25 protein-coding genes are annotated in these 24386 nt (G+C 61.8%); 13 read left to right on the top strand and 12 right to left on the bottom strand.

The genetic code is table 11. The features are described from left to right. Window positions 1-599: 599 nt before the first annotated feature. The gene (locus M9890_02225; protein ID MCO5175774.1) at window positions 600-1502 is read right to left on the bottom strand and encodes a DMT family transporter; all 903 of its coding nucleotides are present in this window, start codon (window positions 1500-1502) and stop codon (window positions 600-602) included. Window positions 1503-1625: 123 nt separating this feature from the next. Between M9890_02225 and M9890_02230 the strand changes: the two genes are divergently transcribed. Together M9890_02230 and M9890_02235 are read left to right on the top strand one after the other, a co-directional pair. Beyond that, window positions 1626-3026: an aminotransferase class V-fold PLP-dependent enzyme gene (locus M9890_02230; protein MCO5175775.1), complete on the top strand. Its 1401-nt coding sequence runs from the start codon at window positions 1626-1628 to the stop codon at window positions 3024-3026. Then, on the top strand, window positions 3023-3673 hold the full coding sequence (locus tag M9890_02235; protein ID MCO5175776.1) for a hypothetical protein: 651 nt from the start codon (window positions 3023-3025) through the stop codon (window positions 3671-3673). Before M9890_02230 ends, M9890_02235 begins: the two co-directional genes overlap by 4 nt. Here the strand turns inward: M9890_02235 and M9890_02240 are convergent. Together M9890_02240 and M9890_02245 are read right to left on the bottom strand one after the other, a co-directional pair. Next, window positions 3670-4620, bottom strand: a complete 951-nt coding sequence (locus M9890_02240) for a COX15/CtaA family protein (protein MCO5175777.1) — start codon at window positions 4618-4620, stop codon at window positions 3670-3672. The genes M9890_02235 and M9890_02240 overlap by 4 nt on opposite strands. Before the next feature lie 122 nt (window positions 4621-4742). After that, window positions 4743-5798 (bottom strand): M42 family metallopeptidase, encoded by a 1056-nt coding sequence (locus M9890_02245; GenBank protein ID MCO5175778.1) that lies wholly within the window; start codon window positions 5796-5798, stop codon window positions 4743-4745. Between the two features lie 147 nt (window positions 5799-5945). Here M9890_02245 and M9890_02250 point away from each other — a divergent pair, with 147 nt between their 5' ends. From M9890_02250 to M9890_02265, 4 genes are all read left to right on the top strand, one after another. Continuing rightward, the gene (locus M9890_02250) at window positions 5946-7277 is read left to right on the top strand and encodes a M20/M25/M40 family metallo-hydrolase (protein ID MCO5175779.1); all 1332 of its coding nucleotides are present in this window, start codon (window positions 5946-5948) and stop codon (window positions 7275-7277) included. 94 nt (window positions 7278-7371) lie between these two features. Next, complete coding sequence (locus tag M9890_02255) at window positions 7372-8559, top strand: aminotransferase class V-fold PLP-dependent enzyme (GenBank protein MCO5175780.1); 1188 nt, start codon at window positions 7372-7374, stop codon at window positions 8557-8559. Continuing rightward, window positions 8560-8988, top strand: a complete 429-nt coding sequence (locus M9890_02260) for a PaaI family thioesterase (protein MCO5175781.1) — start codon at window positions 8560-8562, stop codon at window positions 8986-8988. 88 nt (window positions 8989-9076) lie between these two features. After that, window positions 9077-9610 (top strand): VUT family protein, encoded by a 534-nt coding sequence (locus M9890_02265; GenBank protein ID MCO5175782.1) that lies wholly within the window; start codon window positions 9077-9079, stop codon window positions 9608-9610. Between the two features lie 266 nt (window positions 9611-9876). On the opposite strand, the gene M9890_02270 is transcribed toward M9890_02265, so the two are convergent. Then, on the bottom strand, window positions 9877-11136 hold the full coding sequence (locus tag M9890_02270; protein ID MCO5175783.1) for an MFS transporter: 1260 nt from the start codon (window positions 11134-11136) through the stop codon (window positions 9877-9879). Between the two features lie 158 nt (window positions 11137-11294). After that, window positions 11295-11600 carry a hypothetical protein gene (locus M9890_02275; GenBank protein MCO5175784.1) on the bottom strand — a complete coding sequence of 102 codons (306 nt, stop codon included), beginning with the start codon at window positions 11598-11600 and terminating at the stop codon, window positions 11295-11297. 169 nt (window positions 11601-11769) lie between these two features. Here M9890_02275 and M9890_02280 point away from each other — a divergent pair, with 169 nt between their 5' ends. After that, window positions 11770-12366: a thioredoxin family protein gene (locus M9890_02280; protein ID MCO5175785.1), complete on the top strand. Its 597-nt coding sequence runs from the start codon at window positions 11770-11772 to the stop codon at window positions 12364-12366. A 96-nt stretch (window positions 12367-12462) separates the two neighbouring features. Further along, the gene (locus tag M9890_02285; GenBank protein ID MCO5175786.1) at window positions 12463-13884 is read left to right on the top strand and encodes an LCP family protein; all 1422 of its coding nucleotides are present in this window, start codon (window positions 12463-12465) and stop codon (window positions 13882-13884) included. Here M9890_02285 and M9890_02290 read toward each other — a convergent pair. Further along, window positions 13869-14621, bottom strand: coding sequence for a hypothetical protein (locus tag M9890_02290; GenBank protein ID MCO5175787.1), 753 nt, complete (start codon window positions 14619-14621; stop codon window positions 13869-13871). The two genes, M9890_02285 and M9890_02290, sit on opposite strands and share 16 nt — an antisense overlap. Before the next feature lie 102 nt (window positions 14622-14723). Here M9890_02290 and rpiA point away from each other — a divergent pair, with 102 nt between their 5' ends. The 3 genes from rpiA (at window position 14724) to M9890_02305 (ending at window position 16746) form a co-directional block, all read left to right on the top strand. Beyond that, a complete protein-coding gene (gene rpiA, locus M9890_02295; protein MCO5175788.1) occupies window positions 14724-15437 on the top strand; it encodes a ribose-5-phosphate isomerase RpiA in 714 nt (237 codons plus the stop codon). Between the two features lie 92 nt (window positions 15438-15529). Further along, window positions 15530-16387, top strand: a complete 858-nt coding sequence (locus M9890_02300; protein MCO5175789.1) for a TIGR03560 family F420-dependent LLM class oxidoreductase — start codon at window positions 15530-15532, stop codon at window positions 16385-16387. A gap of 32 nt (window positions 16388-16419) precedes the next feature. Further along, window positions 16420-16746, top strand: a complete 327-nt coding sequence (locus M9890_02305) for a hypothetical protein (protein ID MCO5175790.1) — start codon at window positions 16420-16422, stop codon at window positions 16744-16746. Window positions 16747-17066: 320 nt separating this feature from the next. Here the strand turns inward: M9890_02305 and M9890_02310 are convergent, their stop codons facing one another. The 4 genes from M9890_02310 to M9890_02325 form a co-directional block, all read right to left on the bottom strand. Continuing rightward, window positions 17067-18233 (bottom strand): methionine aminotransferase, encoded by a 1167-nt coding sequence (locus tag M9890_02310; GenBank protein MCO5175791.1) that lies wholly within the window; start codon window positions 18231-18233, stop codon window positions 17067-17069. Between the two features lie 104 nt (window positions 18234-18337). Further along, on the bottom strand, window positions 18338-18844 hold the full coding sequence (locus M9890_02315) for a YggT family protein (protein MCO5175792.1): 507 nt from the start codon (window positions 18842-18844) through the stop codon (window positions 18338-18340). Window positions 18845-18993: 149 nt separating this feature from the next. Further along, complete coding sequence (locus tag M9890_02320; protein ID MCO5175793.1) at window positions 18994-20610, bottom strand: thiamine pyrophosphate-binding protein; 1617 nt, start codon at window positions 20608-20610, stop codon at window positions 18994-18996. Between the two features lie 53 nt (window positions 20611-20663). Then, window positions 20664-21677 (bottom strand): pyridoxal-phosphate dependent enzyme, encoded by a 1014-nt coding sequence (locus M9890_02325; GenBank protein ID MCO5175794.1) that lies wholly within the window; start codon window positions 21675-21677, stop codon window positions 20664-20666. A gap of 216 nt (window positions 21678-21893) precedes the next feature. Between M9890_02325 and M9890_02330 the strand changes: the two genes are divergently transcribed. Further along, the gene (locus M9890_02330; GenBank protein MCO5175795.1) at window positions 21894-22997 is read left to right on the top strand and encodes an ABC transporter ATP-binding protein; all 1104 of its coding nucleotides are present in this window, start codon (window positions 21894-21896) and stop codon (window positions 22995-22997) included. Window positions 22998-23005: 8 nt separating this feature from the next. On the opposite strand, the gene M9890_02335 is transcribed toward M9890_02330, so the two are convergent. Continuing rightward, complete coding sequence (locus M9890_02335; protein ID MCO5175796.1) at window positions 23006-23485, bottom strand: isoprenylcysteine carboxylmethyltransferase family protein; 480 nt, start codon at window positions 23483-23485, stop codon at window positions 23006-23008. 115 nt (window positions 23486-23600) lie between these two features. On the opposite strand from M9890_02335, the gene M9890_02340 reads away from it, so the two are divergent. Further along, window positions 23601-24002, top strand: coding sequence for a response regulator transcription factor (locus tag M9890_02340; GenBank protein ID MCO5175797.1), 402 nt, complete (start codon window positions 23601-23603; stop codon window positions 24000-24002). A 39-nt stretch (window positions 24003-24041) separates the two neighbouring features. Here the strand turns inward: M9890_02340 and M9890_02345 are convergent, their stop codons facing one another. Next, complete coding sequence (locus tag M9890_02345; GenBank protein MCO5175798.1) at window positions 24042-24275, bottom strand: DUF6429 family protein; 234 nt, start codon at window positions 24273-24275, stop codon at window positions 24042-24044. Window positions 24276-24386 lie beyond the last annotated feature (111 nt).

Consider the following 24386-nt stretch of genomic DNA (forward strand, 5'->3'; position numbering starts at 1 on the left):
AGATGATGCATTCTCAGCCGCGAGCTTCCGAAATGAGCTCTCGCGAGGTCAGACGGAAATCAGATCATCACGCTGGCAGCGTACCAGCCCGGCGGAGTATCCACGCGAACCTGTCGTACCTGCCGGCAGTTGGACTTCTCCTCGCGTTGATCGGCGATGTTCTCTACTTTGTGAGCGGAGCCCAGGCTTGGATCGTGTGCTCGAATATCCTCATCGGCCTGAGTCTCGTCGCCAGCGTCCCGGTGGCAATGCTCGGCGTCGTCGCGCACCGAGCAGTTGAACGCGAGCCTCAGTCACACCGCCTGGCAACCGTACACGGGATCGTCAGTGTGGTTGCGCTGGTGATTGTTTCAGCTGGGTGGGCGATCCGACTCGGAGCAGAGCCGACTATCGGCTCGACGCTGTTAATCTGGTCCGGCGTTGGAGTCATGTTGGTTACGTGTCTCGTGGGTGGCGAGATTCCGACTGGGATTGCGCGCCCTGACGTGACGTCTGGCCTCAGTGAGGAGCGCGAATCACTTGGTGAGGTCACATGCATTCAGTCGGTGACCAGCCAGGCGAACGAACGGACTGCCGCAAACGCCTAGCGCCCGACGAAGCTACGCTGCAATCGCTGGGACCACCACCTCGTCGGCAACGGCCTCTGCCGTCCGGGTCGATCTGAGGGTCAGCATCAGCAGCAGGTTCGCGCCGAGCGCGAGGCACAGGCCCGCAACTGCAAGTGCTGAAACGTGCTCGCCATAGAAGAGCGCTCCCCAGACCGGTGAAATCGCCGGATTCACGAACGTGGCGACGGCGATGACGAATGCCGGTGCGGAAACCGATGCGCGGTTGTAGGTCACCGGTGCCAGGATGTAATGGATGCCAACCCAGGCGAGGAGCGTCGGGATCATCCACCAGACGAGGGTTCCGAACGCGCGCCAATCAACGAGCGGGATGAGAACCAGACCGCCGACGAACATCGTCCAGGTTGCGGTCGCATCAACCCCAACACGCGGAACCAGACGACGTCCGGCAAGCGCCGACACCGAACCGGCGATAGCCGCGATGAGCGCGAGCGCCAGCCCGCCGAGCACGTTCTCGCCGACAGATGAACCACGCCCAGCCATCAAGAGCAGGATGATGCCGGCCGCTCCGATGGCCATCGCCGGGAGTGCTCTGGTGGGCACGCGATCGCCGAGGATCGGTCTGGCGATCAGTACCATCCAGAGTGGCAACGATGCGTACGCGAACGCAGCATTGCCGATGCCCGCCAGCGTGATCGCTGCCGCCATCAGCGCGTTCGTCGCGCCGTTGGCAATGCCAAATCCGATGGCTTCCAGTCGCAACCGATTGTTCGGCAGGCGCAAGCGATGTCGCGGCGTCAGAACAGCCAGAACCGCGCCGGATACGAGCAGCGCACTCGCCATCAACGTTTGCGGTAGCGGTTCCCAACAGATGACGACGCCACCAAACGACCAGACGAGCTGGCAGAGTCCGAGCATGAGAATCGCGCGGCGCACGAGAGTATCCTTCTGTGTGCTGGCGGCCAGATATGCGCAACACCGGTCGGTCGCGCCCGAGACCGGCGGAAGTGTACTCGGCGCGACGGACCTTGCCGAGCGGGATATCAAGGGAGACAGACCGTGGATCGAGAACTGTACATTGAGCACCTTCGACGCTCGTTTGATGCCGTCGATACCTGGCACGCCGACGGTGCTGCATTGCCTCCTGATTCGACTATGGACGTCGCGCCCGAGCGTGTTGCCGAAGTGCTCGGCGACCTTACCGCGCGCCTCGCAGATAACTACCCATACGGCCATCCGCGCTATGCGGGGCAGATGCTGAAGCCGCCGCATCCGGTGGCGAGCCTCGCCTATGCCATCGCGATGCAGATCAACCCGAACAATCACGCCCTGGACGGCGGTGCTGCGACATCCCATCTGGAGCGTGAAGTCGTCGCCAATCTGGCCAGGATGTTTGGTTACCCCGACGAACACCTCGGGCACCTCACCAGCGGCGGGACAATCGCCAACATCGAGGCGCTCTGGGTCGCCCGCTGCCTGCACCCGGATCGCGCAATCGCGGCCAGCGATCAGGCGCACTACACGCACGCACGCGGCAGCGCCGTGTTGAACGCGCAATTCATATCGATCGCCTCAGATGCAGCCGGACGCATTGATCTTGACGCCCTCGAATCAGAGTTGCGGACTGGTCGAGTCGGTACAGTCGTTGCCACGGCGGGCAGCACCGGGCTAGGCAAGGTCGATCCGATTCATGAGATCATCCCGCTCGCCCGGCAGTACGGAGCGCGCGTGCACGTCGATGCCGCCTACGGAGGATTCCATACGCTGCTGGCGCAACGCAGCGAACCGCCGATCGATCCAGCACCGTTCCTGGCGATTGCTGAGGCAGACAGTGTCGTCGTCGATCCGCATAAGCATGGGTTGCAGCCATATGGTTGCGGTTCGGTGATCTTTCGCGATCCCGGTATCGGACGCTTCTACGTTCACGATTCGCCATACACTTACTTCACGTCAGACGAGATGCATCTCGGCGAGATCACGCTCGAGTGTTCGCGGGCCGGTGCTGCTGCAGCCGCGCTGTGGGCGACGTTGGAGTGCATCCCGCTCGAACCTGACGCAGGTCTTGGCGCGATCCTGGCGAAGTCGCGGGCGGCGGCGCTGCGGTGGGCTGAGATCATCGAAGCAGATGGACTGTTCAGACTGGTTGTCGATCCCGATCTGGACATTCTCTCGTTCTATCCGAGTCCGGCTGTCGTCGGTTCGCCATCGGCGAGCGCGCTGTCAGACGCCGCCGATCGCCAGTTTCTCGCCGCCGAGCGCGATACCGAGAGCCCGATCTATCTGGCAAAGCTCAGCGTTGACCAGCGACAATTGGCGGAACGCGACCCGGAGATCGTCTGGGACCAGCCGACAATGACCGTTATTCGAAGCGTGTTGATGAAGCCGGAGCACTACGACGCCGTACCACTGCTGCATCAAACGCTCGTGCGCCAGCTAGAATCGCTTTCGGAGGCTGTGTGATTTTCAATTTCAATGCGCCGGTGGCAGATCTGTTTGAGACTCGCGTGACGTTCACGACCTACGGGCGGATCGTCCGCCTGCAGATTCAGGAGTCGTCACTGAAGGTCGGGCCGCCACGCGGACGCACATACGACCCCACACCGATTCGCAGCGTCGAGCGCCTCAAGATCACGCCCGACGGCGCGTCGGCGATCGTCGACGGCGCGGAAGTCATCGACGTGCACAACGCGTTGCATCCAAGTTCAAAGAATCGCGATGGTATCAACGATCTGTCACTCGCCTTCACCTCCAACTACGACAAGATGCGCGCGAAGCTGGGCGACCATCTCGTCGATGGCATCGCCGGTGAAAGCATCCTGGTGGATTCCGATGCTGCTCCGTCGCTGGAAGAGTTGGCGTTTGGTCTCGAAATCGAGACCGAGTCCGGCGACTGGATTGTGCTCGTCGAGGCTTCGGTCGCCCATCCGTGCGTCGAGTTCAGCCGGTTCTGTCTGGGCCCGGAGCGCAGCGAGCCGCGCCAGCTCAAGGAGACGTTGCAGTTTCTGGACGACGGGATGCGCGGCTACTATCTTGGCCTGCCCGACGTTGAACCAGTCGAGATCGCGCTGGGCGCGCGCGTGCGCTGGTCGCGCTTCGGCATAGACTAGGCAGTTGATCTGGCCATAGCGCGAGCATTCAGTACTGCCGCCGTGACGAGGCAGCCCCAGACGAGCGTCGCTGCCGCGAGATGACTGATGCGGACCCAGTCCGCCAGCTCCAGCCAGATGTTCGCTGCACCAATCAGCGTTTCTATGAGCACGAATCCCAGCGCTGCGAGTGCGAAGAGCGTGAGCGGTGCGCTTGCCCCGACGTTTCGCACTGACGCGAGCACAAGCCAGATGATCGCGACCAGCGCGAACAGCACCATCCAGCGATGCAAAACGTGGATGTCGACGAGCGACCAGCCTGTTGGCACGTACTTATCTCCGCATAGCGGCCAAGACGGGCATGCCCAGGCTGCCCCGCTCGAGGCCGTGTAGGCCCCGGTTAGCAAGAGGATGAACGTTGTCGCGCAGGCCGCCGCCGCCGCGCGCCCGATGGCGGCCGATCCGCGTGCAGTGTCACGTCGTAGCCGCTTGCTGCCAAACAGCGCGATGACAATCACGACCGCGAAATAGGCTTGCGCCATGCCCAGGTGAGCCGTCACTGCGCGAGGATCGAGTTCGGCAAAGACCGTGACAGCGCCGAGCCCAGCCTGCAACAGGACGAGCGCGAGCGCCGACACCGAAAGCCCACGGCGAATGTCATGCGGCGGTACTGTGCGCCAGGCAACGATGGTCAGCGCGGTGGTCAGGAGCAGGATCAGGCCGGCGACGACGCGGTGGAGGTACTCGATCGCTGTCAGGTAGGTGAAGGTCGGGATCACCTTGCCGTTGCAAATGGGCCAGTCGTCGCCGCAACCCATCCCGGCACCCTCGATTCGGACAACGCCGCCGATGAGAATGAGCACGTAGCCCAGAATGACTGTGGTGATCCCGAGGTGTTCGAGCGTGACACGTTGCCGGATTCTGGCTAGCCCACGTCTCCAGCCCGCTGATGATGCTCTCTCCGCCACGCCCCGCACCCTTCTGAGCACACTCGCTCACACGCGAACGGACCCGCCACCGGGAGGGTCCGCTCACATATAGGTACTTATTGGCTTGCGAGGCTATGACCTAGCGCACACGACAGCGTGCACTAGAGGCCGACCGCGCTCGGTGAACTGCTGGAGAACGCCGCGATCAGGCGCACTGCCTCTTCAAAGTCTGACAAGCGCAGCGTGGCATATGGGGAGTGGATATAGCGGCACGGCAGCGAGACCGCACCCGCCAGCACTCCGGCGCGCGACCGATGAATCGCGCCGGCATCGGTACCGCCCGGAGCAGGGACCTGGTACTGATAGCGAATTGAGTTCGCTTCGGCAGTGTCGGAAAGCGCTCGAATGACACGCGGCATCCCGATCATGCCGCTGTCCATGATTCGGATCGACGGGCCGAGTCCCTGGCGCGTTGGTTGCCGTGCTGCTGGCACGCCCGGCATGTCGGCTGCGACCGTACCTTCAAGCGCGATGGCGATGTCGGGGTCGATGTGGAACGCGGCAGTTTGCGCACCACGCAAGCCGACTTCCTCCTGGACAGTGAAGGCCGCCACGACGGTGTACTCCGCCTCTAACCCCTGCAACTCCTCGAGCGCGCGAATGATGACGGCGCATCCGGCGCGGTCGTCCAGTGCCTTGCCCATGACAACGTCATCGCCGAGCTGTTCGAACCCGTAGGAGATGACGGCTGGCGAGCCGATACGAATGCCCATGTCGCGCACCTCGTCCGCCGAACGCGCGCCGACATCAATAAAGAGATCCTCAATGCGGAACGGTCGATCGCGATCCTCAGGTCGCAGGATGTGCGGCGGTGCGGTGCCGATCATGCCGCGGACGAACGTGTCGTTGTCAGTTCGGATCGTGATGGCGTGGGCAGGCACGATGCGCGCATCCCAGCCACCAATCGTCGTGAAACGCAGGAAGCCGCCATCCTCGATCCAGGTCACCATGAAGCCGATCTCGTCCATGTGAGCGTCGAGCATCAGGACCTTGTCACCGGTGCCGCGCTTGATCGCGACGAGGTTGCCGAGCGTATCGACCTGCGTGTCATCGACGTACGGTTCCACGAGCTTCGTGATCTCGTCACGAACCAGATCTTCAAAGCCCGACGGCCCGACAATCTCCGACAGCGTCCTGAGAACCTCGACTGAATCCATTGCGCTTCCTTCCCGTACGAATGCCATGTTCAGTTGCATCGTCGCATACGTCGTTGCAAGTCGGGCGATACTAGCACTCGAGAACCGGGATCCGATATGAGGGGGACTCGCATGCAGATCATTCGCTTGAGGATGTGTTTGTCGACATTGAGCAGCGTCACAGAAGAGTCGATGCAACGACTCTTCGACTATCTACGCCGTCCGAGTATCAGCGCCTGGGGAGATGGTATCGGCGAGGTCGCTGACTACATTGCGGGCATTCTCGAACAGATCGGGTTGACATCGCAGGTCATGCCGACATCTGGCTGGCCGATGGTTGTGGCGCGCTCGGAGCCGGTGCCGGGCACTCCGACGGTGATGATTTACGGGCACTACGATGTGCAGCCACCCGACCCTATCGAGGCGTGGCTGTCGCCGCCCTTTGAGCCAACTGTGCGCGACGGGCGCATTTACGCGCGTGGTGTTGGCGACAACAAGGGTCAGCACTTTGCCAATATCCTCGCAATTGAGTCGCTGCTGCGCGTGCGTGGCTCACTGCCGTGCAACGTTATCGTGTTGCTTGAAGGTGAGGAAGAGGTTGGCAGCCCGCATATGGCCGAGTTCGTCCGCGAGCATCGCGATCTGCTCGACGCTGACCTCGTCATCACCAGCGACGGGCCAGTCGACGACAGTGGCCGCTCGATGCTCACTTTCGGTGTGCGTGGCGTACTTTCATTCGAGCTGCGCGCTCGCGGTGCGAACCGTGATCTGCATTCGGGTAACTGGGGCGGTGTCGTGCCAAACCCACTCTGGTCGCTCGTGCAGTTGCTCGCGACGATGAAGGATGCCAACGGCACGGTCACGATCAACGGCTTCTACGACAGTGTTCGTCCTCTGGGCGATCTGGAGCGCGCCGCCCTGGCTGAGCTGAACGTTGATGTCGAAGGCGTCAAGCAGTCGCTCGACCTGCGTGATCTTGATGTGCCGCTCGATCGAGGCTACTTCGAGCGCCTGTCGGCCTGGCCGACCTTCACGATCAATGGCTTTCACGGTGGCTATGGCGGACCCGGCTCCAAGACGGTCCTGCCGCACGAAGGCGTCGTGAAGTGCGATATCCGCATGGTTGCCGATCAGACTGCTGACGAGGTGTTTGCCAAGGTCGCGGACCATGTTGCGCGCCACGCACCGGATGTGGAGCTCGTCCGGCAGGGCTCAATGGACCCATCGAAGACGCCGCTCGACTCGCCGTTTGCCGGCCCGATCGCTGAGGGCATCACACTCGCGCAATCCGAGCGCCCGCTCATCGTTCCGGCGCTGGGCGGCAGTCTGCCGGACTATGTCTTCACGCGCGATCTGGGTATCCCGGCGTTTGGCGTTCCGTACGCCAACTCCGACGAATCCAACCACGCGCCAAACGAGAATCTTGAGGTCCGTCGATTCTTTATGGGCATTCGCACTGGTGCGGCGATGCTCGACCGACTCGGCGCGATGGGCAAATAAATGCCGCGTCTATCTGTCGTGAGACGGAAGTTGCGGCTATCATGCACCTGGATTGACTCATTGAGGGGTAGGGGTACGAAGTCAAGGAGGACACATGGCCGATATTCTCGAAGTGCGTAATCAACTGCCGGGCGTGACCGACACCGTCTATCTGAACACCGGCACCTGCGGACCGTTGCCAATGGTGGCGTACGAAGCAATGCAGGAGGAGATGAAGCACGACCTGACCAAGGCGCGCATCGACTCTGATCATTTCCCCAATATCGGACGGAAGCGCAATGACGTCCGAGAGGCGGTCGCTTCGTATGTCGGAGCAGACCCGACCGAGATTGCGGTCACTGCCAGCACGACCGATGGTATGTACGTCTCGATCATGGGTTATCGCTGGCAGGCGGGCGACGAGCTGTTGCTGAGTAACATCGAGCATCCGGGCGGCATGGTGCCGTCGTTCCTCGCCAAGCGTCGCTACGGCGTCCGCATCAGGGTCGTTGACATTGGCATCGGCGGTGGGGATCCGGCGGATGTCGTCGCGGCCTTCGAGCGCGCAATCACGCCACGAACCCGCATGATCGTCGTCTCGCACGTCTCCTACACGACTGGCGCGAAGCTGCCGCTCAAAGAGCTGGTCGCGATGGCACACGCGCACGATGTACTGGTCGTCGCAGATGCTGCGCAGTCTTACGGCCCCCTCGATCTCGATCTTCACGACATCGGCGTCGATGCCTATGCCGGGTCGGGCCAGAAGTGGATGTGCGGGCCGGACGGCACCGGCATGCTCTATATCCGGGCTGATCGCGTCGGCGACTTCGAGCAGTCGTTCGTTGCCGGCGGCATCACGATGGGCTCGCTCGACTACTTCGGTGGCTCCTATCAGCCGGCAGCCGGCACGGCGCGCTTCGATACCGCCGGACGCAACACGATCCTGACCGCCGGCCAGGCGGCTGCGACTCGCTGGATCGCTCAGGATCTGGGCAAAGAGTGGGTGGCAAATCAGGTCAAGGACATGGCCGGCCTCGCATACGACGAACTGTCGCGACTCCCCGGCGTCACGGTCGTGACCCCGCGAGAGGCGATGGCGGGCCTGATCGCGTTCAACGTGAACGGCATTGCTGGCCCTGACCTTTCGGCGCGCATGGCGCAAGACCATAACGTCACCATCCGATACGTCACGAAGTACATCAACAACCCCGAGGCGGCCCGTGTCTCGCTCCATTACTTCAATACGCCCGAGGACATCGGTGCGTTGACCGAAGGCATCCAATCGATTCAGGGTACGTTGTAGATGAAGCCGCATCTTCCGACGGTTGAAGAGCTGAACGACTGGTCGCCCGGCTCGCTCGTCGAGCTGCTCGGCATCACGATCACCTCGGTCGAGCAGGGCCGGCTGACCGGTGAATGCCCGGTTCGCCCCGAGCTGATGGCTCCGAACGGCTATCTGCACGCGGCAACCGTCGTGGCCATCGCCGACACGGTGTCAGGGTTTGGTACTCGCGCTCATCTTCCCGAAGGGGCACTCGGATTCACCACGATTGAACTGAAGTCGAACTTCCTTGGCACTGCCCGCGCGGGCATGGTGGACTGCGACGCGGTGCTGCGCCACGGCGGCAGAACCACCCAGGTCTGGGATGCGACCGTGACCCATCGCGATACCGGCAAGGTCATTGCGCTGTTCCGGTGCAGCCAGATGATTCTGTATCCGGGTCGCGGCTGATTCCAGCGCCCCGAGCGCGTACACTGAGATATCGCGAGGCGACATCGGCGTCGCCTGGCGATATCTCTTTTGCCGTGGAAGGTCGCTGATGAGAGCGCGAGACGTGCGCGGCATGACGACAATCGGTGTTCTTGCCGTCGCCGGATACATTGCAACCGTCTTTGCCGCCAACTGGGCCATCGACCGCTGGGGCGCGGTGCCGGTCGGATTCGGGCTGGTCGCCCCGGCCGGGGTCTATTTCGCCGGGCTGGCTTTCACACTGCGCGACATCACCCAGGATACGCTTGGTCGGTCGTGGGTGCTTGCCGCGATCATCATCGGGGCGTTGCTCTCTGCGTTCGTGTCGACACAGTTCGCGCTCGCCAGTGGAGTTGCGTTTCTCTTCAGCGAGCTGTTCGACTTCGCCGTCTACACCCCGCTGCGTGATCGCAACTGGCTGGGTGCAGTCGCGCTGTCCAACGTCGTCGGACTGATCACGGACTCGGTGCTGTTCCTCTGGATCGCGTTCGGGTCCCTGGAGTTCCTCAACGGCCAGATCGTCGGCAAAGCATGGGTAACGCTCGCCGCTGTCGCCGTCCTGCTCGTCTGGCGCAGATACGCCGCGCGTCCGGAGTTGATCTAAGAGGTTCTTCGGAGCGCCGGTTCAATAAGCAGGATACGGGACTTTGGCGTGGCTGCGTTCGTCTGTGTCGAACGGGTGGGAGATCGTTCGGTTGCGACCTCAGGATGACAGGAGGCGTGAGGGCCTGCCGGCTCGGAATACTCGCCATTGCTGGCAATGACGGGCTGCTGGATTGGCAACCTCCCGCTTGTCCTGTCATCTCGAACCGCAGTGAGAGATCTCCCACCCGTCCGACAAAGTCCAGCACGGAGGAGTGACCACCAGCGCTACGACAGTGCAACCCGTGGTGAGCGTGCGAACGGGACGGCGAGGGCTGCGCCGACCACCATCAGAACCGCCATCATTGGCCAGATCACGCCCGGGTTCGGCAAGTCAAGCCCGATCCCGGCTGCAAACGTTGCGACCGCATACGATCCGCCCCAGACGATGCTCGTTGCCGAGAAGTAGCGTCCGCGCAGGTGAACCGGTGCCAGCCGAACCGGCACGACAGCAGTCACCGGCATGAACAGCACCTCACCGGCTGTAAAGGCGACGAACGCTGCGGCGGCCGAGATGACGCCAAACGTGGGTGTCGCGAGAACGAAGATGAACGCGATCGTCCAGAAGATCGCGCCACCGATAAGCGGCGGACCGACGCGTCCGCGATTGATCCAGGCAGCGATCGGGATCTGCGTTGAGACCACGATCAGCGTGTTCAGCAGGAACAGCCCGCCGATTGTGCCTTCGCCGATTCCGGCTTCCTCACGGAGAAACGCCGGGACGCTCATCGTGATCTGGGTGAAGCCAAAGACGAGAATGAACATGATCGTCATCGAGAACATGAACGTCCGGTCAGCGATGACATCAGCCCAGGTGCCGTGGCGTCCATCTTCGTTGGTCGACGGTAGTCGAATCGCCGGAACCATGCGCCAGACAAGCAGCGCTGCACCGGCGATGAGGACAGAGCTGATCAGGAAGAGCATCCGGTATTCGCGCATGCCGCCGCCGGCGACGATCAGTCCGCCGATCATGCCGCCCAGACCGAGCCCGATGGCGTTGGCAACGTGCAGCACCGACATCGCTTCGGCCACCAGCGCCCGCTTGGTCAGCGATGCGATCGTCGCGTCGGACGCCGGCCAATAAACCTGGCTTGCGCAATTGAGCACTGCAGTGATGGCGAGGAACGACCATATCGATGTCCCCCACGGATAAATCACTGTGGCGGACGCCAGCGTCACCATGCAGACAAGAAGCACCGGACGACCGCCGCGACGGTCGATCTGTCCGGCCACAAGCGTCAGGAAGCCGATGCCGCCGAGGCTGGCAATGGCAATGCCGCTGCCAACGATGCTGGCGCGCAGACCGACGATCTGCGAGAAGAAGATGACCAGGAACGGGATCGTCATGCCGCGACCCGTCCAGAGCACAAGATTGCAGAACGCCATCAGCCAGACCGGGCCTGGATGCGTCCCCAGCAGTTCGCGGAGCTTGCCGAACAGCGACGTTCGTTGTGTTGTTGGCGGCTCCTGCGCGACGATGTCCGACACGATACCCCTTCCCCATGGCGGGATGCACACTCACAGGCATCACGATGCCATGACCGCATGAGTGCGACAATGACCATATGTCGCAAGCGGACCAAGCGCCGCCTACGAGGAATGTCGCAGATTTTGAGGACTACCGGCGATCCTGAGGGGTGCGTCGGCTATTGCGCGCGCACCCGAACCATCATCAGATTCGGGGCAACGTCCGTAATTGGCGCATCTTCCCAGCGTGCGCCACGCCCTGCAAACAGCTCAACGATGGCACGAATGTCGCTCCGGGACACGCGCCCCATCAACGCCATGTCGAACGCGATCATCCAGCACGGTCCGCCCGGCGTATCGGGAGCAAACGCCACTCCAATGCGTTGGCGGCCAGGAACTTCGACCCAGTAGACACGATCACGATCGACGCCGACCGCTTCACGGTACGGCAATGCGCGCGCAATTGCGGCGATTTCACTGGCCACTGTCTGATTGATTTCCTGGACGACCATCGGCGCTGGCGTGGTGTGCTCCTCTCAGCCTGAACTGTTCACATCCTGGTCGCGTGCCATCGCTGTCGGGGAATAGGCTGCAACCGGTCGCGTTGCAGCAGGTGTACGCGTCCGGCGACGATCCTACACCAAGGGAGTACATATGACGGCAGCAGACCTTTGGGATTCTGCGATGGAAGTTGACGATTACGTCAACAGCATGGCGGTGAATCGCGATATCTTCGGCGATCGAATCGAGACGACGCAACTGACTGACGAACAGCTCCATGCGTTCAACGACGACCCGGTCAGGATTCTCGTGCTGACTGAGGATTTCTGCGGTGACTCGGCGCAGTTCATCCCGCCGGTTGCGCGGCTCGCACGCGAGTCAGCCGACGTGGATGTGCGGATTCTTCGCCGCGATGAGCATCGTGACCTCGCCGCCTCCTACCTGCGCAAGGATGGCTACCAGGCGATTCCGGTGTTTATCCTGCTCGATCGAGACGGCAGCGAGCGTGGGTATGTCATCGAGCGACCGCAGGTTGCCTACGACGACATGGCCGCCGAGACGCGCCGGTTCGCAGCCGCTCATCCTGAGCTTGAGGGTGCTACCCGCACCTACGACCGGATGCCTGACGATACGAAGGTGGCAGTGCGCCAGAACATCGAGGGCTTCCGGGAGCAGCGCACAGTGGCATGGGTCGCGGCACTGTTTGAAGAATTGCGGCAGGCGGCGAAGACTCCTTCATCGGTGGTCTAGATTCTGGCGATGCCTGGCGACATCAGTCGCTGCGCGTGACGTGTATGCTCTACAGCGGTTGTCATATCGACGACTCGGAGCAACCGCGCGAGGTACATGAAACGACGCCGTCTTCCTAATCAATACCTTTCAACGACGGTTCGCCGACGCGGTCGCGTCGCTCAGCCGCGCTACCCGCTGCCCCGCTCCAAGGGCGCGCGTTCGTACGCTTCGGACGTTGAGTCGAGTGCCGCCAAGCCGGATCTCGGCCAGACGATGCGCTTGCCCGCGTTTCTGCGGGCTGCACGGCGTCGACAACCGCGCTCGGTCCGCGTCATCGCCACAGTTCTGCTGCTGTTCCTGCCGCTGGTAATGGCCATCTGGGCCGCGTCGGTCGTTGTGCCGATCGCTATTGAGGCGCGCAACGCAGCCGGCAAGGTCTTCGTGACCCCAGTAGAACGCGAGCACTTCGCGGACGCGACTGCCCCGCCGCCTGTAGAACCAGAAGCGACCGCGACCTCGCCGGCCGCGACTGGCACGACGATAGCCGCCGCAGCGACCAGCACGGCTGAGCCAGATGCGACGGCGACACAGCCCGGCCCGACGCCGACCGCCTACCCTGAATGGGACGGCACGCAGCCGATCAACATCCTGCTGCTCGGCGTTGATGCGCGTGAGGGCGAAGAGGGGCCACCGCGCAGCGACACGATGATCGTCGTGCGAGTGGATCCGGTCAACAAGCGTGTTGACATGATGTCGATTCCGCGTGACCTGCTGGTTGAGATCCCCGGGTACAGCGCCACGAAGATCAACGCGGCCTACCCGTATGGGGAAGTAAACGAGAACATCCCCGGCGGCGGTCCGACTCTGGCAGCACAGACAGTCGAATACAACTTCGGCATCCGGATCGACTTCTTCGCCGAGGTCGACATCATCGGTATGGAGCGCGTCATCGACACGCTAGGCGGCGTCATCATCGACGTGCCTGGCATTGTCAAGGACGACCAGTATCCGACCGGCGACTACGGCTACACGCGGGTCTATTTCACGCCTGGATTGCAGATGATGGACGGTCCGACTGCCGTGCGCTACTCGCGCACGCGCCACGACGACGGCGACTTTGCCCGCCAGCAACGCCAGCAACAGGTCCTGATGGCGATTCGTGATCGGGCGATTGGCACCGGCGCGGTGACCAAGATCCCGGAGCTTCTGGCTGAGGTCGGCGACTCAGTCCGCACTGACCTGTCGCTGCGCCAGATGCTGTCGCTGGCCCGATTGGGTCAGGAGATCGACCAGGCGAATATCTATTCGCACTCGCTGGCTCCCTATGTCGAGGAGTCCTGGATCGATGGCGGCTATTACCTTGTTGGTGACTGGGACTCGCTGCGGTATCTGGCCGGGAACCTGCCGGATGACACGAACGCAACCCGCCCGATGGATTCCAATCAGGAGCAGCGATCGACCCCAACCCCGACCCCGACCGCGTCGGAAGTGACGCCGACGGAAACGCCAACGCCGTCGGATCAGCTCGAACCCTGAGTATCCTCGGAGTCCGACGATTCTGTGTGCTGATGAACCCAGTCGCGAGTGACTGACCGCGCACGGGCGATGGCAGAAGCGGCCCGGGTGGCAGCCTGACCAGCCTTGTCTCCGGCGAATCGGCGTGCGAACTCGACGCTCTCGCGAGCCGTTGCCAGGTCGACATCAATCTGATCGCGGGTGAGCCCGGCCTCGGTCAGATGTTCCGCCACAACCTCGGGCGATGCCTCGCGACTCCAACGGCTCAGCGTGCCAAGCACCGGCAGGATGCCGATGACCTTGGAGATGAGCGGAAAGCCGGGCACGAATCGGAGCGGTAATGTCGACGGCGCAGTCGATCGCGTTGCAACCTGTCGGGCCGCCTCAGGCATCGGGCTGACGCGCTCGTCCAGCGCGAGCGATCGGGCCAACGAGATGTAGGCGGGCGCGCGTCGCATCAGTCCGTTGGCGCGGGTGCGCAGGTCGTCCGGTTGAGTCAGCGCCGAGCGAACCGCCGCCGCGATATCGGCCTTGGCAATCTGCTCGCTGTCGTACTGGACGAGCACACCATCGTCGTTGGCGTCGCTGGCGAGAATGCCGCCTAGCACGCTGACCGTCGCGGCCACGGAGCGCCGATCTGCATCGGTGTCGCGGGTTGAGCCTACCGACTCATCCCAGGTCCAGGTCATCAGCAACTGGTTCTCACCGCGTTGCTCTGCCCAGACACGAATACGTGACTCGCCTGATGTGCCGCTCACGTCAACCAAGGTCTCCCGTATCTCGCCAATACCGCCTGTCGTAATCCTATCGCGCACGGCGGACGCGATGCGTGGCTCATGGCGTTGCAGTATCCTGCTGCCATGAACATTGATGAACGAGTGTTACAGAACACGGAGAACAAACAACGGGTCGCTGAGGCGGCTGCTCGACTCGTGATGGACGGTATGCGCGTCGGGCTGGGAAGCGGCTCGACCGCCGAACTGTTTGTGCGCGAGCTCGGTCTGCTGGTTGAGCAGGGGCTGCGGCTCCATGCTGTCGCGACGTCCGAGCGCACAGCGGAAGCAGCGCGCGCGGTCGGGATCATTCTGGAGGAACTTGAAGCACCGCTCGACATTGCGATCGATGGTGCGGACGCCGTGGATCGGCACGCGCTGGGTGCCATCAAGGGGTTGGGCGGTGCGTTGACCCGCGAGAAGATCGTGGCGTTGGCAGCCCGAGAGTTCGTCCTGATTGTTGACGAGTCGAAAGTCGTCGATCGGCTGGCCGACGCATACGTTCAGGTGCCGGTTCCCGTCGAGGTGCTGCCATACGGCTGGAAGCTCACTGAGCGCCGCCTGGCCAATCTCGGGACACCGGTTGTTCGTGTGCGTGGGGATGAGACGTTTATCACCGACAACGGCAACATGATCCTTGACCTCAACACGCCGTCCGTGGATGATCCGCAGAAGCTTGCAGTTGAGCTCGGTTCGATAACAGGCGTCGTTGAGCATGGCCTGTTCCTGAACATGGCGCAACGGGCAATTGTCGGGTCAGCCGATGGTGTGATTGAGCTGCAGGTGAGCAAACAGAACTAGGCGGGCCGCACGAGCCACACCCGCGGGCATCGAGCGCGGTGTGGCAGAGGTCGTCGGTCGCCCAACAATCGGAACACGCGAGGGGGGATAAGTTGACGCAAGAGGTTGGCATGCGCTTTGGCATCGTCAGCGGGACGCGGAAGCCGTTTCCGGAGCTCGTCCAGCGCTGGCAGGAGGCCGAGTCGCTCGGCTTCGACACGGTCTGGGTTACAGACCACTTCATCACCGGCGACGAGCCGGGTAAAGATCTTGAGCCGATTTACGAAGCGTGGACGGCCATCGCCGGTCTCGCAATGGCGACCTCGACAATCCGATTCGGTGTGATGGTCACCGGGAATACGTATCGCAATCCGGCCCTGCTGGCCAAGCAGGCGGTTACGATCGATCACATCTCAAATGGGCGTCTCATCCTGGGCATTGGCGCGGGCTGGTGGGTGCGTGAGCATGATGCCTACGGCTATGACATGCCCGGGAATCGCGAACTGGTCGATCGTTTCGAGGAAGCTCTGGAGATCATCACCCGTCTGCAGGAAGACGAGCGCGCGACCGTCAAGGGCAAGTACTACTGGGTGAACGACGCGCCGTTCGAGCCGAAGCCGATCCAGAAGCCGCACATCCCGCTCATGATCGGATCGTCCGGCCCACGGATGCTCCGCCTGACGGCGAAGTACGCCGACGAGTGGAATACACGCGGTCCTGTTGAGACGATCCAGCCGCGGCTGGAAGCGCTCGACCGTGCGCTCGTTGATGTTGGACGTGACCCGAAGACGATCGTGCATTCGGTCTGGCCGGTCGGCGAGATGTGGACGTCTGTCGATGATGTCAAGAAGATGATCGTCGAGTATCAGGCAGCCGGTTTCACCGAAGTGATCTTCTCCTGGCCCGGTGACGAGTATGTTGAAGTGATGCACGAAGTCACTCGCGACGTGCTTCCTGCGCTACGCGGGTAGTCACCGCAGCTTCTTCGGACAGGATGGGCGTCGTGTCAAATCGGACGCGGTTGATCGATATCAGCGTCGCCATCTACCCCGGCATGTGCCAGTGGGTCGGCGAGGAGATCGTGGCGACCGACGTGCTGTCGCAGACTCCTGGCGATGTTGCCAACGTTACCCGGATCGTCATGACCAGCCACACTGGCGTCCGATCCACCGCGTCACTGTGCGCGGCGGCCCGACTGTCGATCAGGTTCCGCTCGATCGCTGGATCGGTCCGTGCTGGGTTGCGGACATGGCCCACGTCAGGGACGAAGTCACCGCCGACGATCTGGTTAATGCAGAGATTCCTGCTGACACGTTCCGCCTGCTGCTGAAAACGAGCAACTCCATCCCTTTGGGCGGCGATCCCGGACACGTTCAGCGATCTTCGTCGGCCTCTCGCTCGATGGGGCCGAGTGGGCCGTAGCCAATGGCATCAAGCTCATCGGCATCGACTATCTATCAATCGGTCCGTTCCACACGACAGGCACCGAGACGCATCTTGAGCTGCTGGGCAACGACGTCATCATCGTTGAGGGGCTTGACCTTCGCGAAGTCGAAGCCGGTGAGTACGAACTCCTGTGCATGCCGTTGAAGCTGCGCAATGGTGATGGTGCACCGGCCCGCGTTGCATTGCGCGGGCCGCTAGATCCGTTTATGGACGACGAGTGATCAGCCGCTCTGCAGCTGCGTCGATCGTCTCGAGCTTCTTGGCGAAGCAGAATCGCGCCAGTGGCGGGGCGGTCGCGGGATCGAGATAAAACGCCGACGGCGGGATCGCCGCGACGCCAACCTCTCGTGCCAGGTAACGGCAGAACTCAACATCATTATCAAAGCCCCACCGGGTGATGTCCGCCAGCAGGAAATAGCTTCCCTGGCACGCCAATGGATCCAGCCCAGCATCGGAGAGCGCCGCTCGGAGACGATCGCGTCGAGCGGCGTATTCGTCGTGCAGCGTCTGATAATAGCCATCACGTGACGCTTGCTCGATCGCCTCGGCCATCGCTTCCTGAAATGGCGTCGCGGTCGCGAAGACAATGAATTGATGCGCGGCGCGGATTGCGGCATTCAGTCGGGCCGGTCCAATCGTATAGCCGATTTTCCACCCGGTCATAGAGAACGTCTTGCCGGTCGAGTTGATCGTTAGTGTCCGCTCGGCCATGCCGGGCAGAAGTGCAATTGGCGTGTGCTCGATGCCGTCAAAAACGATGCGATCGTAGACCTCGTCGCTTAGCACGATGACATCGTGCTCGATGCAAAGCGCCGCAATCGCTTCCAGCTCCGGCTTCGAAAAGACCTTGCCGGTCGGGTTGTGCGGATTGTTGAGTAACAGCAGGCGTGTCCTGGGGGTGAACGCCGCACGCAGCGCGTCGGTGTCGAACGACCAATCCGGCGGATTCAGGCGCACGACTCGCGGGACGGCACCGGCCATGACGACATCGGCAACATAGCCATCGTAGAACGGCTCGAAGAAGATCGCCTCGTCGCCGGGATTGAGGAACGCCATCATCGCCGCGAACAGCGCTTCGGTTGCGCCGGTCGTGACCGTGATCTCGCTGTTGGGGTCAATCTCCTGGCCGAATCGCGCGTGCCAGTCGGCGGCGATGGCAGACCGAAGTCGCGGTGTGCCGTGGCTGGGTGCGTACTGGTTGTGGTCGGCGGCGATCGCTCGCGCGGCGGCCTCTTTCACGAACTCCGGCCCGGCGAAGTCCGGGAATCCCTGCCCGAGATTGATCGCCTGATGTTCGGCGGCCAACTGGCTCATCTCGGTGAATACTGATGTCCCAAACTGAGCGATTCGCTGTGCGCCTGCTGTCTCCACAACCTCCCCTTTCCGCATCCCTCGGCAGTATAGTCTGCGAAACAGCAAAACAGAGCAGCCAATGGGCCGCCCTGTTGCATCTTGTCCGAGGTTTCGCCGAGTCGCTACATTCTATCGTGGCGATACTTCCCCACCGACCGACTCGTACCGCTTTCGGGGATGTCGAAGACGAGCCAGAGCAAGCGCACGACCGCCCAGGTGATGATTGCGATCAGGACCATGGCGAACACCGCAGCCGTGTCGAGAACGCTTCCACCGCTCGACGGATTGGTGAAGATACCGTCGAACGGTCGGACAAACGGATTCGTAAAGCGATTGACAAAGTTCACGAAACCGTTGGCCGTGTTCGCTTCAAACAGCAGGAACACGATCCGAAGAGCCATAATGATGGCGATCAGGCTGCAGAAGAACCACAGAATGTTCTCGATCCGTAACAACAGCGCTCGTCGACCGGTAATGTGATCGATGATCACATCTTCACGAACTGAGTGCACTTCATCCACGTGCGGTTCTCGAACGTAGGCAGTGGTCTGCTCAACAGATCGCTCTCTGTGTGGCGACACGTCGTCCGTGCTGATTCGCTCTTCATCGAAGGGTCGATTTGATGCCATGCGAGTCCTCCCATTACGTCAACCAGCAGCCGTCGTTGGACGACTGACAGTTCTGTATTGGCAGGCGGCGTGCCACGTCGCGAATGGGAATTATGGCAAGAGCCGGTCGCGGTAAACGCGACCGGCTCTCAGTTGAGTGAATTGAATGCTTAGTTACCTGTCGAGCGAGGAATTGGCACGTCGATGATGGTCGGGCCGGTTCGCTCGAACGCATCTCGAATGGCGACGGCCATCTCTTCAGGTGAATTGGCCCGGATGCCGGGGATGCCATAGGCGTCGGCCAGCTTCACGTAGTCCGGGTTCACCAGGTCGGTCGCCATCACCTTGCCGGAGAAGCTGTGCTGCATTGCGCCTTCGACAGCGGTGTAGGTCGAGTCGTTGAAGATCACGATCGGGACCGTGACATCAAACTGGATCGCTGTCGCCAGCTCCTGCATCGTGAACTGGAATCCACCGTCGCCAACGACTGCGACGACCGGCGTATCGGGCCGACCGATCTTCGCGCCGATGGCCGCCGGGACGGAGAACCCGAGCGTGCCGAAGTTCGACGGGAAGAGGTACGTTCGCGGGTGATACACCGGGAACGCATCGTTCATGCGATAGCTCATCATTGTCATGTCATGGACGATGATGCCCTCTCGCGGCAGTACGTCGCGCATGGCATCAACGTAGCCGCCGTAGACTGCGTCGGCGCGAACGTCACGAATGCGATCCCGAACGGCAGCGACCTCGTCTGTAGTCCAGCGTGGCGCGACATCGCCACGTGCTCGCACGGCTTCGAGCAGCGACTCGGCAGTTGCGCGCGCGTCGGCGACGATACCGATTTCCGGATTTGGATAGTTCAGGTTGATCTCTGATGGATCGATGTCGACGCGGATCATCCGGGATGGCAGCGGCATCTTCCAGTAGTTCGTCTCCTGCGCACCGAGCTTGGTGCCGATTACAAGCACCAGATCCGACTCCTGCAGGATGTCGTCTGCCGGATTTTCCCCACCCCACGGGTCCCAGGCGTGGCCGAGCGCATACGGATGATCGTCTGCGACAACACCCTTGCCCATGACTGAGCAGATGACCGGCGCGCCGATCAGCGACGCGAGAGCCGTAATCGGCTCGCTGGCATCGGCTGCTCCGCCGCCAACGTAGATAATCGGGCGCTTTGCGCTCGCAATAGCCTCGGCGGCCTTTGTCGCGACTTCTACGGTTGGCGTCGCGCGGTACGTCGGGAGCAGCTCCGGCTCGGCGAATGTCCCCGTCTCTGCGAGAACGTCCAGCGGCACCTCAACGTGCACCGGGCGAGGCCGACCGGCAGTCGATGCCTGAATTGCGCCATAGACGTGCCCGGCGATGGCGTCGTGCGCATCGACGACGGTTGATTGTTTGGTCACGACACTCATCAGGCCCGACTGATCGCGCAGGTCGTGCAGGTTACCGCGCATCTTGCCGGCCCACTCGCGCTCGACTTGCGACGAAATGACAACGACCGGCGAAGAGTCGGCATAGGCCTCGCCGACTGCTGTCGAAACGTTGGTGATACCTGGCCCGGTGATGATGAGCGCTACGCCGGGCTTTCCAGTCGCCCGCGCGTAGCCATCGGCCATGAATCCGGCACCCTGCTCGTGACGCGCGAGAATGTGTCTGATGCTGCGCCCGTGGAGCGCATCGTAGAACGCCAGCGTGTGAACACCTGGAATGCCAAACACGACATCTACACCAGCGGCTTCTATCGCTGCGATCGCAGCATTGCCGCCCGTCATTTCCTCAGCCATTCTGTTGCTGATACCTCCATAATGTGCGCGAGTTGTTTCATCGATACTAAAGTCTAGCCGAGCAGGCTTGCATTTGTCTCGGTGGCCTTCAGTCCGTTGCCGGTGAGCAAGATGACATGGTTGCCATCTGGGAGAGCAAAACCATTGGCAACGGCGTTGCGAAACGCGGCAGCTCCGACAGCGGCGGTCGGTTCAACGTACAGTCCCTGCCGCCATAGCTCTTGAAGCGTTGCTGCGATATCTGATTCGCTGACGGCAAATGCGCTGCCGCCAGACGACCGAATCGCGTCCAGCATTTGTCGCCCGCGTGCTGGCGCACCAATCTTCGTGCCTTCAGCAATCGTTGCGCCTGCTTCGACCGGCTCGACATCGTCGGCGTTCGCTGCAAATGCCTTCACGAGTGGGGCGCACGCTTTTGGCTGCGCCGCCATCATCCGCGGTATCGCGCCGCCGGTCGCGCTGAACCCTCGCCAGCCTCCGACGAACGCGCTGCCGCCGCCAGTCGGTACCCAGGCGGTCGTGGGCGTGCTGAAACCAAGTTGCTCCCAGACTTCGAGTGCCCACGTCTTGACGCCTTCGACGAAGATGGGGTGCCAGTTGTGACTGGCATACAGGGCGCTCGGATCGCTTGCTGCCGCCTCCTGTGCTGCGGTCGCGACGGCGTCACGTGAACCTTCGACCGGGATGACAACAGCACCGAACGCGCGTGACTGCACGAGCTTCCCCGGCGACGTGGTGGCGGGCGCGTACACGATGCACTGCAGTCCATTGGCGGCGGAGAACCCCGACATTGCCGCTGCGGCATTTCCCGATGAATCAATGATGAGCTTGTTCGCGCCGACTTCGCGCAGATATGCCACCATGATCGCTGCGCCGCGATCCTTGAATGATCCTGTCGGGAGCAACGCATCCAGCTTGAACAGCACAGGATGCCCAGCCAGTGAGCCAGGAACAAGTGGAGTCATTCCCGCGCCGAGTGCGTGCGTGTCGCCCTGCCCGACCGGCATAGCAGCCAGAAAGCGCCAGAGCGATCGATCCGTCTGATTTATGTCCGACGGTGCGATCACTGTGTTACTCGACAGCTCCAGCGCGCCGCCGCACACGTCGCATTTCCAGGTTGGGTTGCTCAGCGGACTCGCATGCCCGCACCGCTCACATCGATAGCTCAGCATCGTCATGTCGTATTGTTCCTTTTCACCAAAGCGGACCCCGCCGAGTGTAACAGTCCAACGCGGCAATCATTGGTGCGGAAGGTCGCCGGAGAGAGTAGGCTTGCAGGCGTGATGGTATTGGCACTGACGATTGAGTCCCGGCTGAAATCAACGATGCTGTCTGTCTCGATCGAGATGGGCAACGAGGTAGTGTGTTTGATCGGCCCTAGCGGTTCGGGAAAGAGTGTCGTGCTGCGGTCGATTGCGGGCGTGTTTCAGCCAGACAACGGCTCGATTGAGATCCTCGGACGCCAGGTTCTCTCAACAGGGCTTGGCGTCAATCTCCCGCCACGAGATCGCTATGTCGGCTTTGTCCCGCAATCGCATGCGTTGTTCGATCACCTGACCGTTGACGAAAACATCGCCTATCCACTATTGAAGGTGAATGACCTGCAGCCGGCAGTCGTTGCCACGCGTGTCGACCGTCTGTGCGATCTGCTTGAGCTCGATGCGGTACGCGATTTGTATCCGCACGACCTCACTCCGGTGATGTTAATTCGGGTTGCGCTCGGGCGTGCGCTCGTCACTGATCCGGATGTCCTGCTGCTTGACGATCCGCTTGGACACCTCGATCGCGAGATGCGCAAGTCGGTGCGCGACGAGATCGGCGAGCTGCTGCGCCACATCGGTGTGCCGACGCTGTTTGCCACCGTTGAGCTTGAAGAGGGCTATCAGATTGCTGATCGCGTCGGGCTGCTCGACAGCGGTCGATTGCTGCAGATCGACGAGCCGCGAGCGTTGATGTTGCATCCAGCGAACCGTCGCGTCGCTGGGCTGGTGCGAAGTGTCAACGTGTATGAGGGCCGCGTCGTGCGCGTAACCGGCGACACATCGACGATCGAAACGACCATTGGCGTCGTGCAGGTTCCGCTGGCTGCGAGCGTCGGCGAGAAGGTCGACGTTGTGATTCGACCGGAGCACGTACAGATACTTCCGGCAGCGTCTGGAACGCAGATCGAGAATGGCATCCCCGGAACCATCGCGGAAGTTGTGCCGCTTGGCGACGTGCGGGCGGTGACAATTGCCGTCAGTGGCCCACGTGGACAGGTCAATATCGAGGCGTTCGCAGGTATGGACGTCATCGATGGGGCCGGGCTGGACGTGGGTAGACGATGCGTAGCGTTACTCCCGACACGAGCACTTCATATCATGCCCGCGCCTTCCGAACTCCCGTAAGTTGCTGACTATCGAGTTCCTGGCAGTGGAAGGATTCTGCCTGCCACTCGTTGGGCGTAGGCGTCATATTGCGGGTAGCGTCCACGAAGGAGACCTTCTTCGTGTCGGGCTTTCGCGTCGAAGAACAGTGCAGCAATCGGCACGGCGGCGATTGCACCCGGCGCGCGTGAGCCCATGGCCCAACTGAGCAACCCCAGGATCGCGCTGAGATACATCGGATGCCTCACGAAGCCATAGACGCCGGAGTCAACGAGATAGCCGTCGTCTACTGGCGTTGGTGCCATCGTGAGATTGTCACCGATCTCACGCTTCGCGTTCGCCGCGATCGCAGCTGCGGACACGACAGGAACCGCTGCGAGGACGGCCAGCCCAATGCCTGGACGACCTGCGCGCTTGAGATGTCGAACGCCACTCTGTCCACTGATGGCGAACAGAATGAGCTGACATCCGATCCAGAACTGGTCGCTATCGAGGATTGATTTCCGCATTGAAGCGTCTCTTTCGTCTGCGAGCGTGCCTCGCGCTGCAGTGTGAGGAGCGATGCCGATACAATGATACCGACGGCTGCACTTTGGCAAGAGTGCATTTGAGGGTGGCATCACGATGTCAGGGGAGACGGTGGGAGATCGCGGACATATCCTTGTGGTTGAGGATGACATGATCATCGCGGATCTGATCGATCAGATCCTGAGCTTTGAGTCGTTTCGTGTCTCGCACGTGATCGACGGCAAGTCGGCCGTCGAATTCGTTGTCGCTGAGCAACCGGATCTGGTGCTGATGGATCTGATGCTGCCGGTCATGAGTGGCATTGAGGCGAGTCGTCAGATCAAGACGCATGCATCCGAGATCGTCTCGTCAACTCCGGTGGTCGCGATGTCCGCCGGGGTGAATCTGCGTGCGGCGGCGGGCGATCTGCCAGTCGAAGGGGTACTGGCGAAACCGTTCGATATCGACGAGTTGCTTGCGACGGTGAAGGTTCATCTCAGAGCACCGGATATCGAGTGATCCGGCCCAGCGCGCTGACGTTGTCGCCTGGCGCTTTGTTCACCCCTCGTGCTTGGCGAACATCTCTCGAAAGAGCTGCTCCGAGCGTTTGATCCCTTCCGGCGTGAGCACGACGGACTTCGCCTTGCTGACGGGATCGTAGATGAGTCCCTTTGCGAAGAGACGATTCATCGCGTCCCAATCATGACCCTTCCATGCCCGACCATCTTTACTCAAGGTGAGGTTCAGCAGGGCGAGGACAGCATCGTCGATCTTGTCTTCGTCAATATCCATGGCCGTTTGCCCTTCTTGAGAGCGACCCGAGTGAATTGATTCTACCGTGACTGGTACGGCCCGGTCGTCGTCGTGGAATTCGCAAACAGCACGAAGGCCTCAGACGGTTGT

This window comes from Thermomicrobiales bacterium (assembly GCA_023954495.1).
Taxonomy (GTDB): domain Bacteria; phylum Chloroflexota; class Chloroflexia; order Thermomicrobiales; family CFX8; genus JAMLIA01.

Excerpts from the sequence above, each read along its gene's own strand:
- M9890_02245 (MCO5175778.1), bottom strand. The coding sequence starts at position 5,798 with ATGGATTCAGTCGAGGTTCTCAGGACGCTGTCGGAGATTGTCGGGCCG.
- M9890_02255 (MCO5175780.1), top strand. The coding sequence starts at position 7,372 with ATGGCCGATATTCTCGAAGTGCGTAATCAACTGCCGGGCGTGACCGAC.
- M9890_02260 (MCO5175781.1), top strand. The coding sequence starts at position 8,560 with ATGAAGCCGCATCTTCCGACGGTTGAAGAGCTGAACGACTGGTCGCCC.
- M9890_02265 (MCO5175782.1), top strand. The coding sequence starts at position 9,077 with ATGAGAGCGCGAGACGTGCGCGGCATGACGACAATCGGTGTTCTTGCC.
- M9890_02280 (MCO5175785.1), top strand. The coding sequence starts at position 11,770 with ATGACGGCAGCAGACCTTTGGGATTCTGCGATGGAAGTTGACGATTAC.
- M9890_02285 (MCO5175786.1), top strand. The coding sequence starts at position 12,463 with ATGAAACGACGCCGTCTTCCTAATCAATACCTTTCAACGACGGTTCGC.
- rpiA (MCO5175788.1), top strand. The coding sequence starts at position 14,724 with ATGAACATTGATGAACGAGTGTTACAGAACACGGAGAACAAACAACGG.
- M9890_02315 (MCO5175792.1), bottom strand. The coding sequence starts at position 18,844 with ATGGCATCAAATCGACCCTTCGATGAAGAGCGAATCAGCACGGACGAC.
- M9890_02320 (MCO5175793.1), bottom strand. The coding sequence starts at position 20,610 with ATGGCTGAGGAAATGACGGGCGGCAATGCTGCGATCGCAGCGATAGAA.
- M9890_02330 (MCO5175795.1), top strand. The coding sequence starts at position 21,894 with ATGGTATTGGCACTGACGATTGAGTCCCGGCTGAAATCAACGATGCTG.
- M9890_02335 (MCO5175796.1), bottom strand. The coding sequence starts at position 23,485 with ATGCGGAAATCAATCCTCGATAGCGACCAGTTCTGGATCGGATGTCAG.
- M9890_02340 (MCO5175797.1), top strand. The coding sequence starts at position 23,601 with ATGTCAGGGGAGACGGTGGGAGATCGCGGACATATCCTTGTGGTTGAG.
- M9890_02345 (MCO5175798.1), bottom strand. The coding sequence starts at position 24,275 with ATGGATATTGACGAAGACAAGATCGACGATGCTGTCCTCGCCCTGCTG.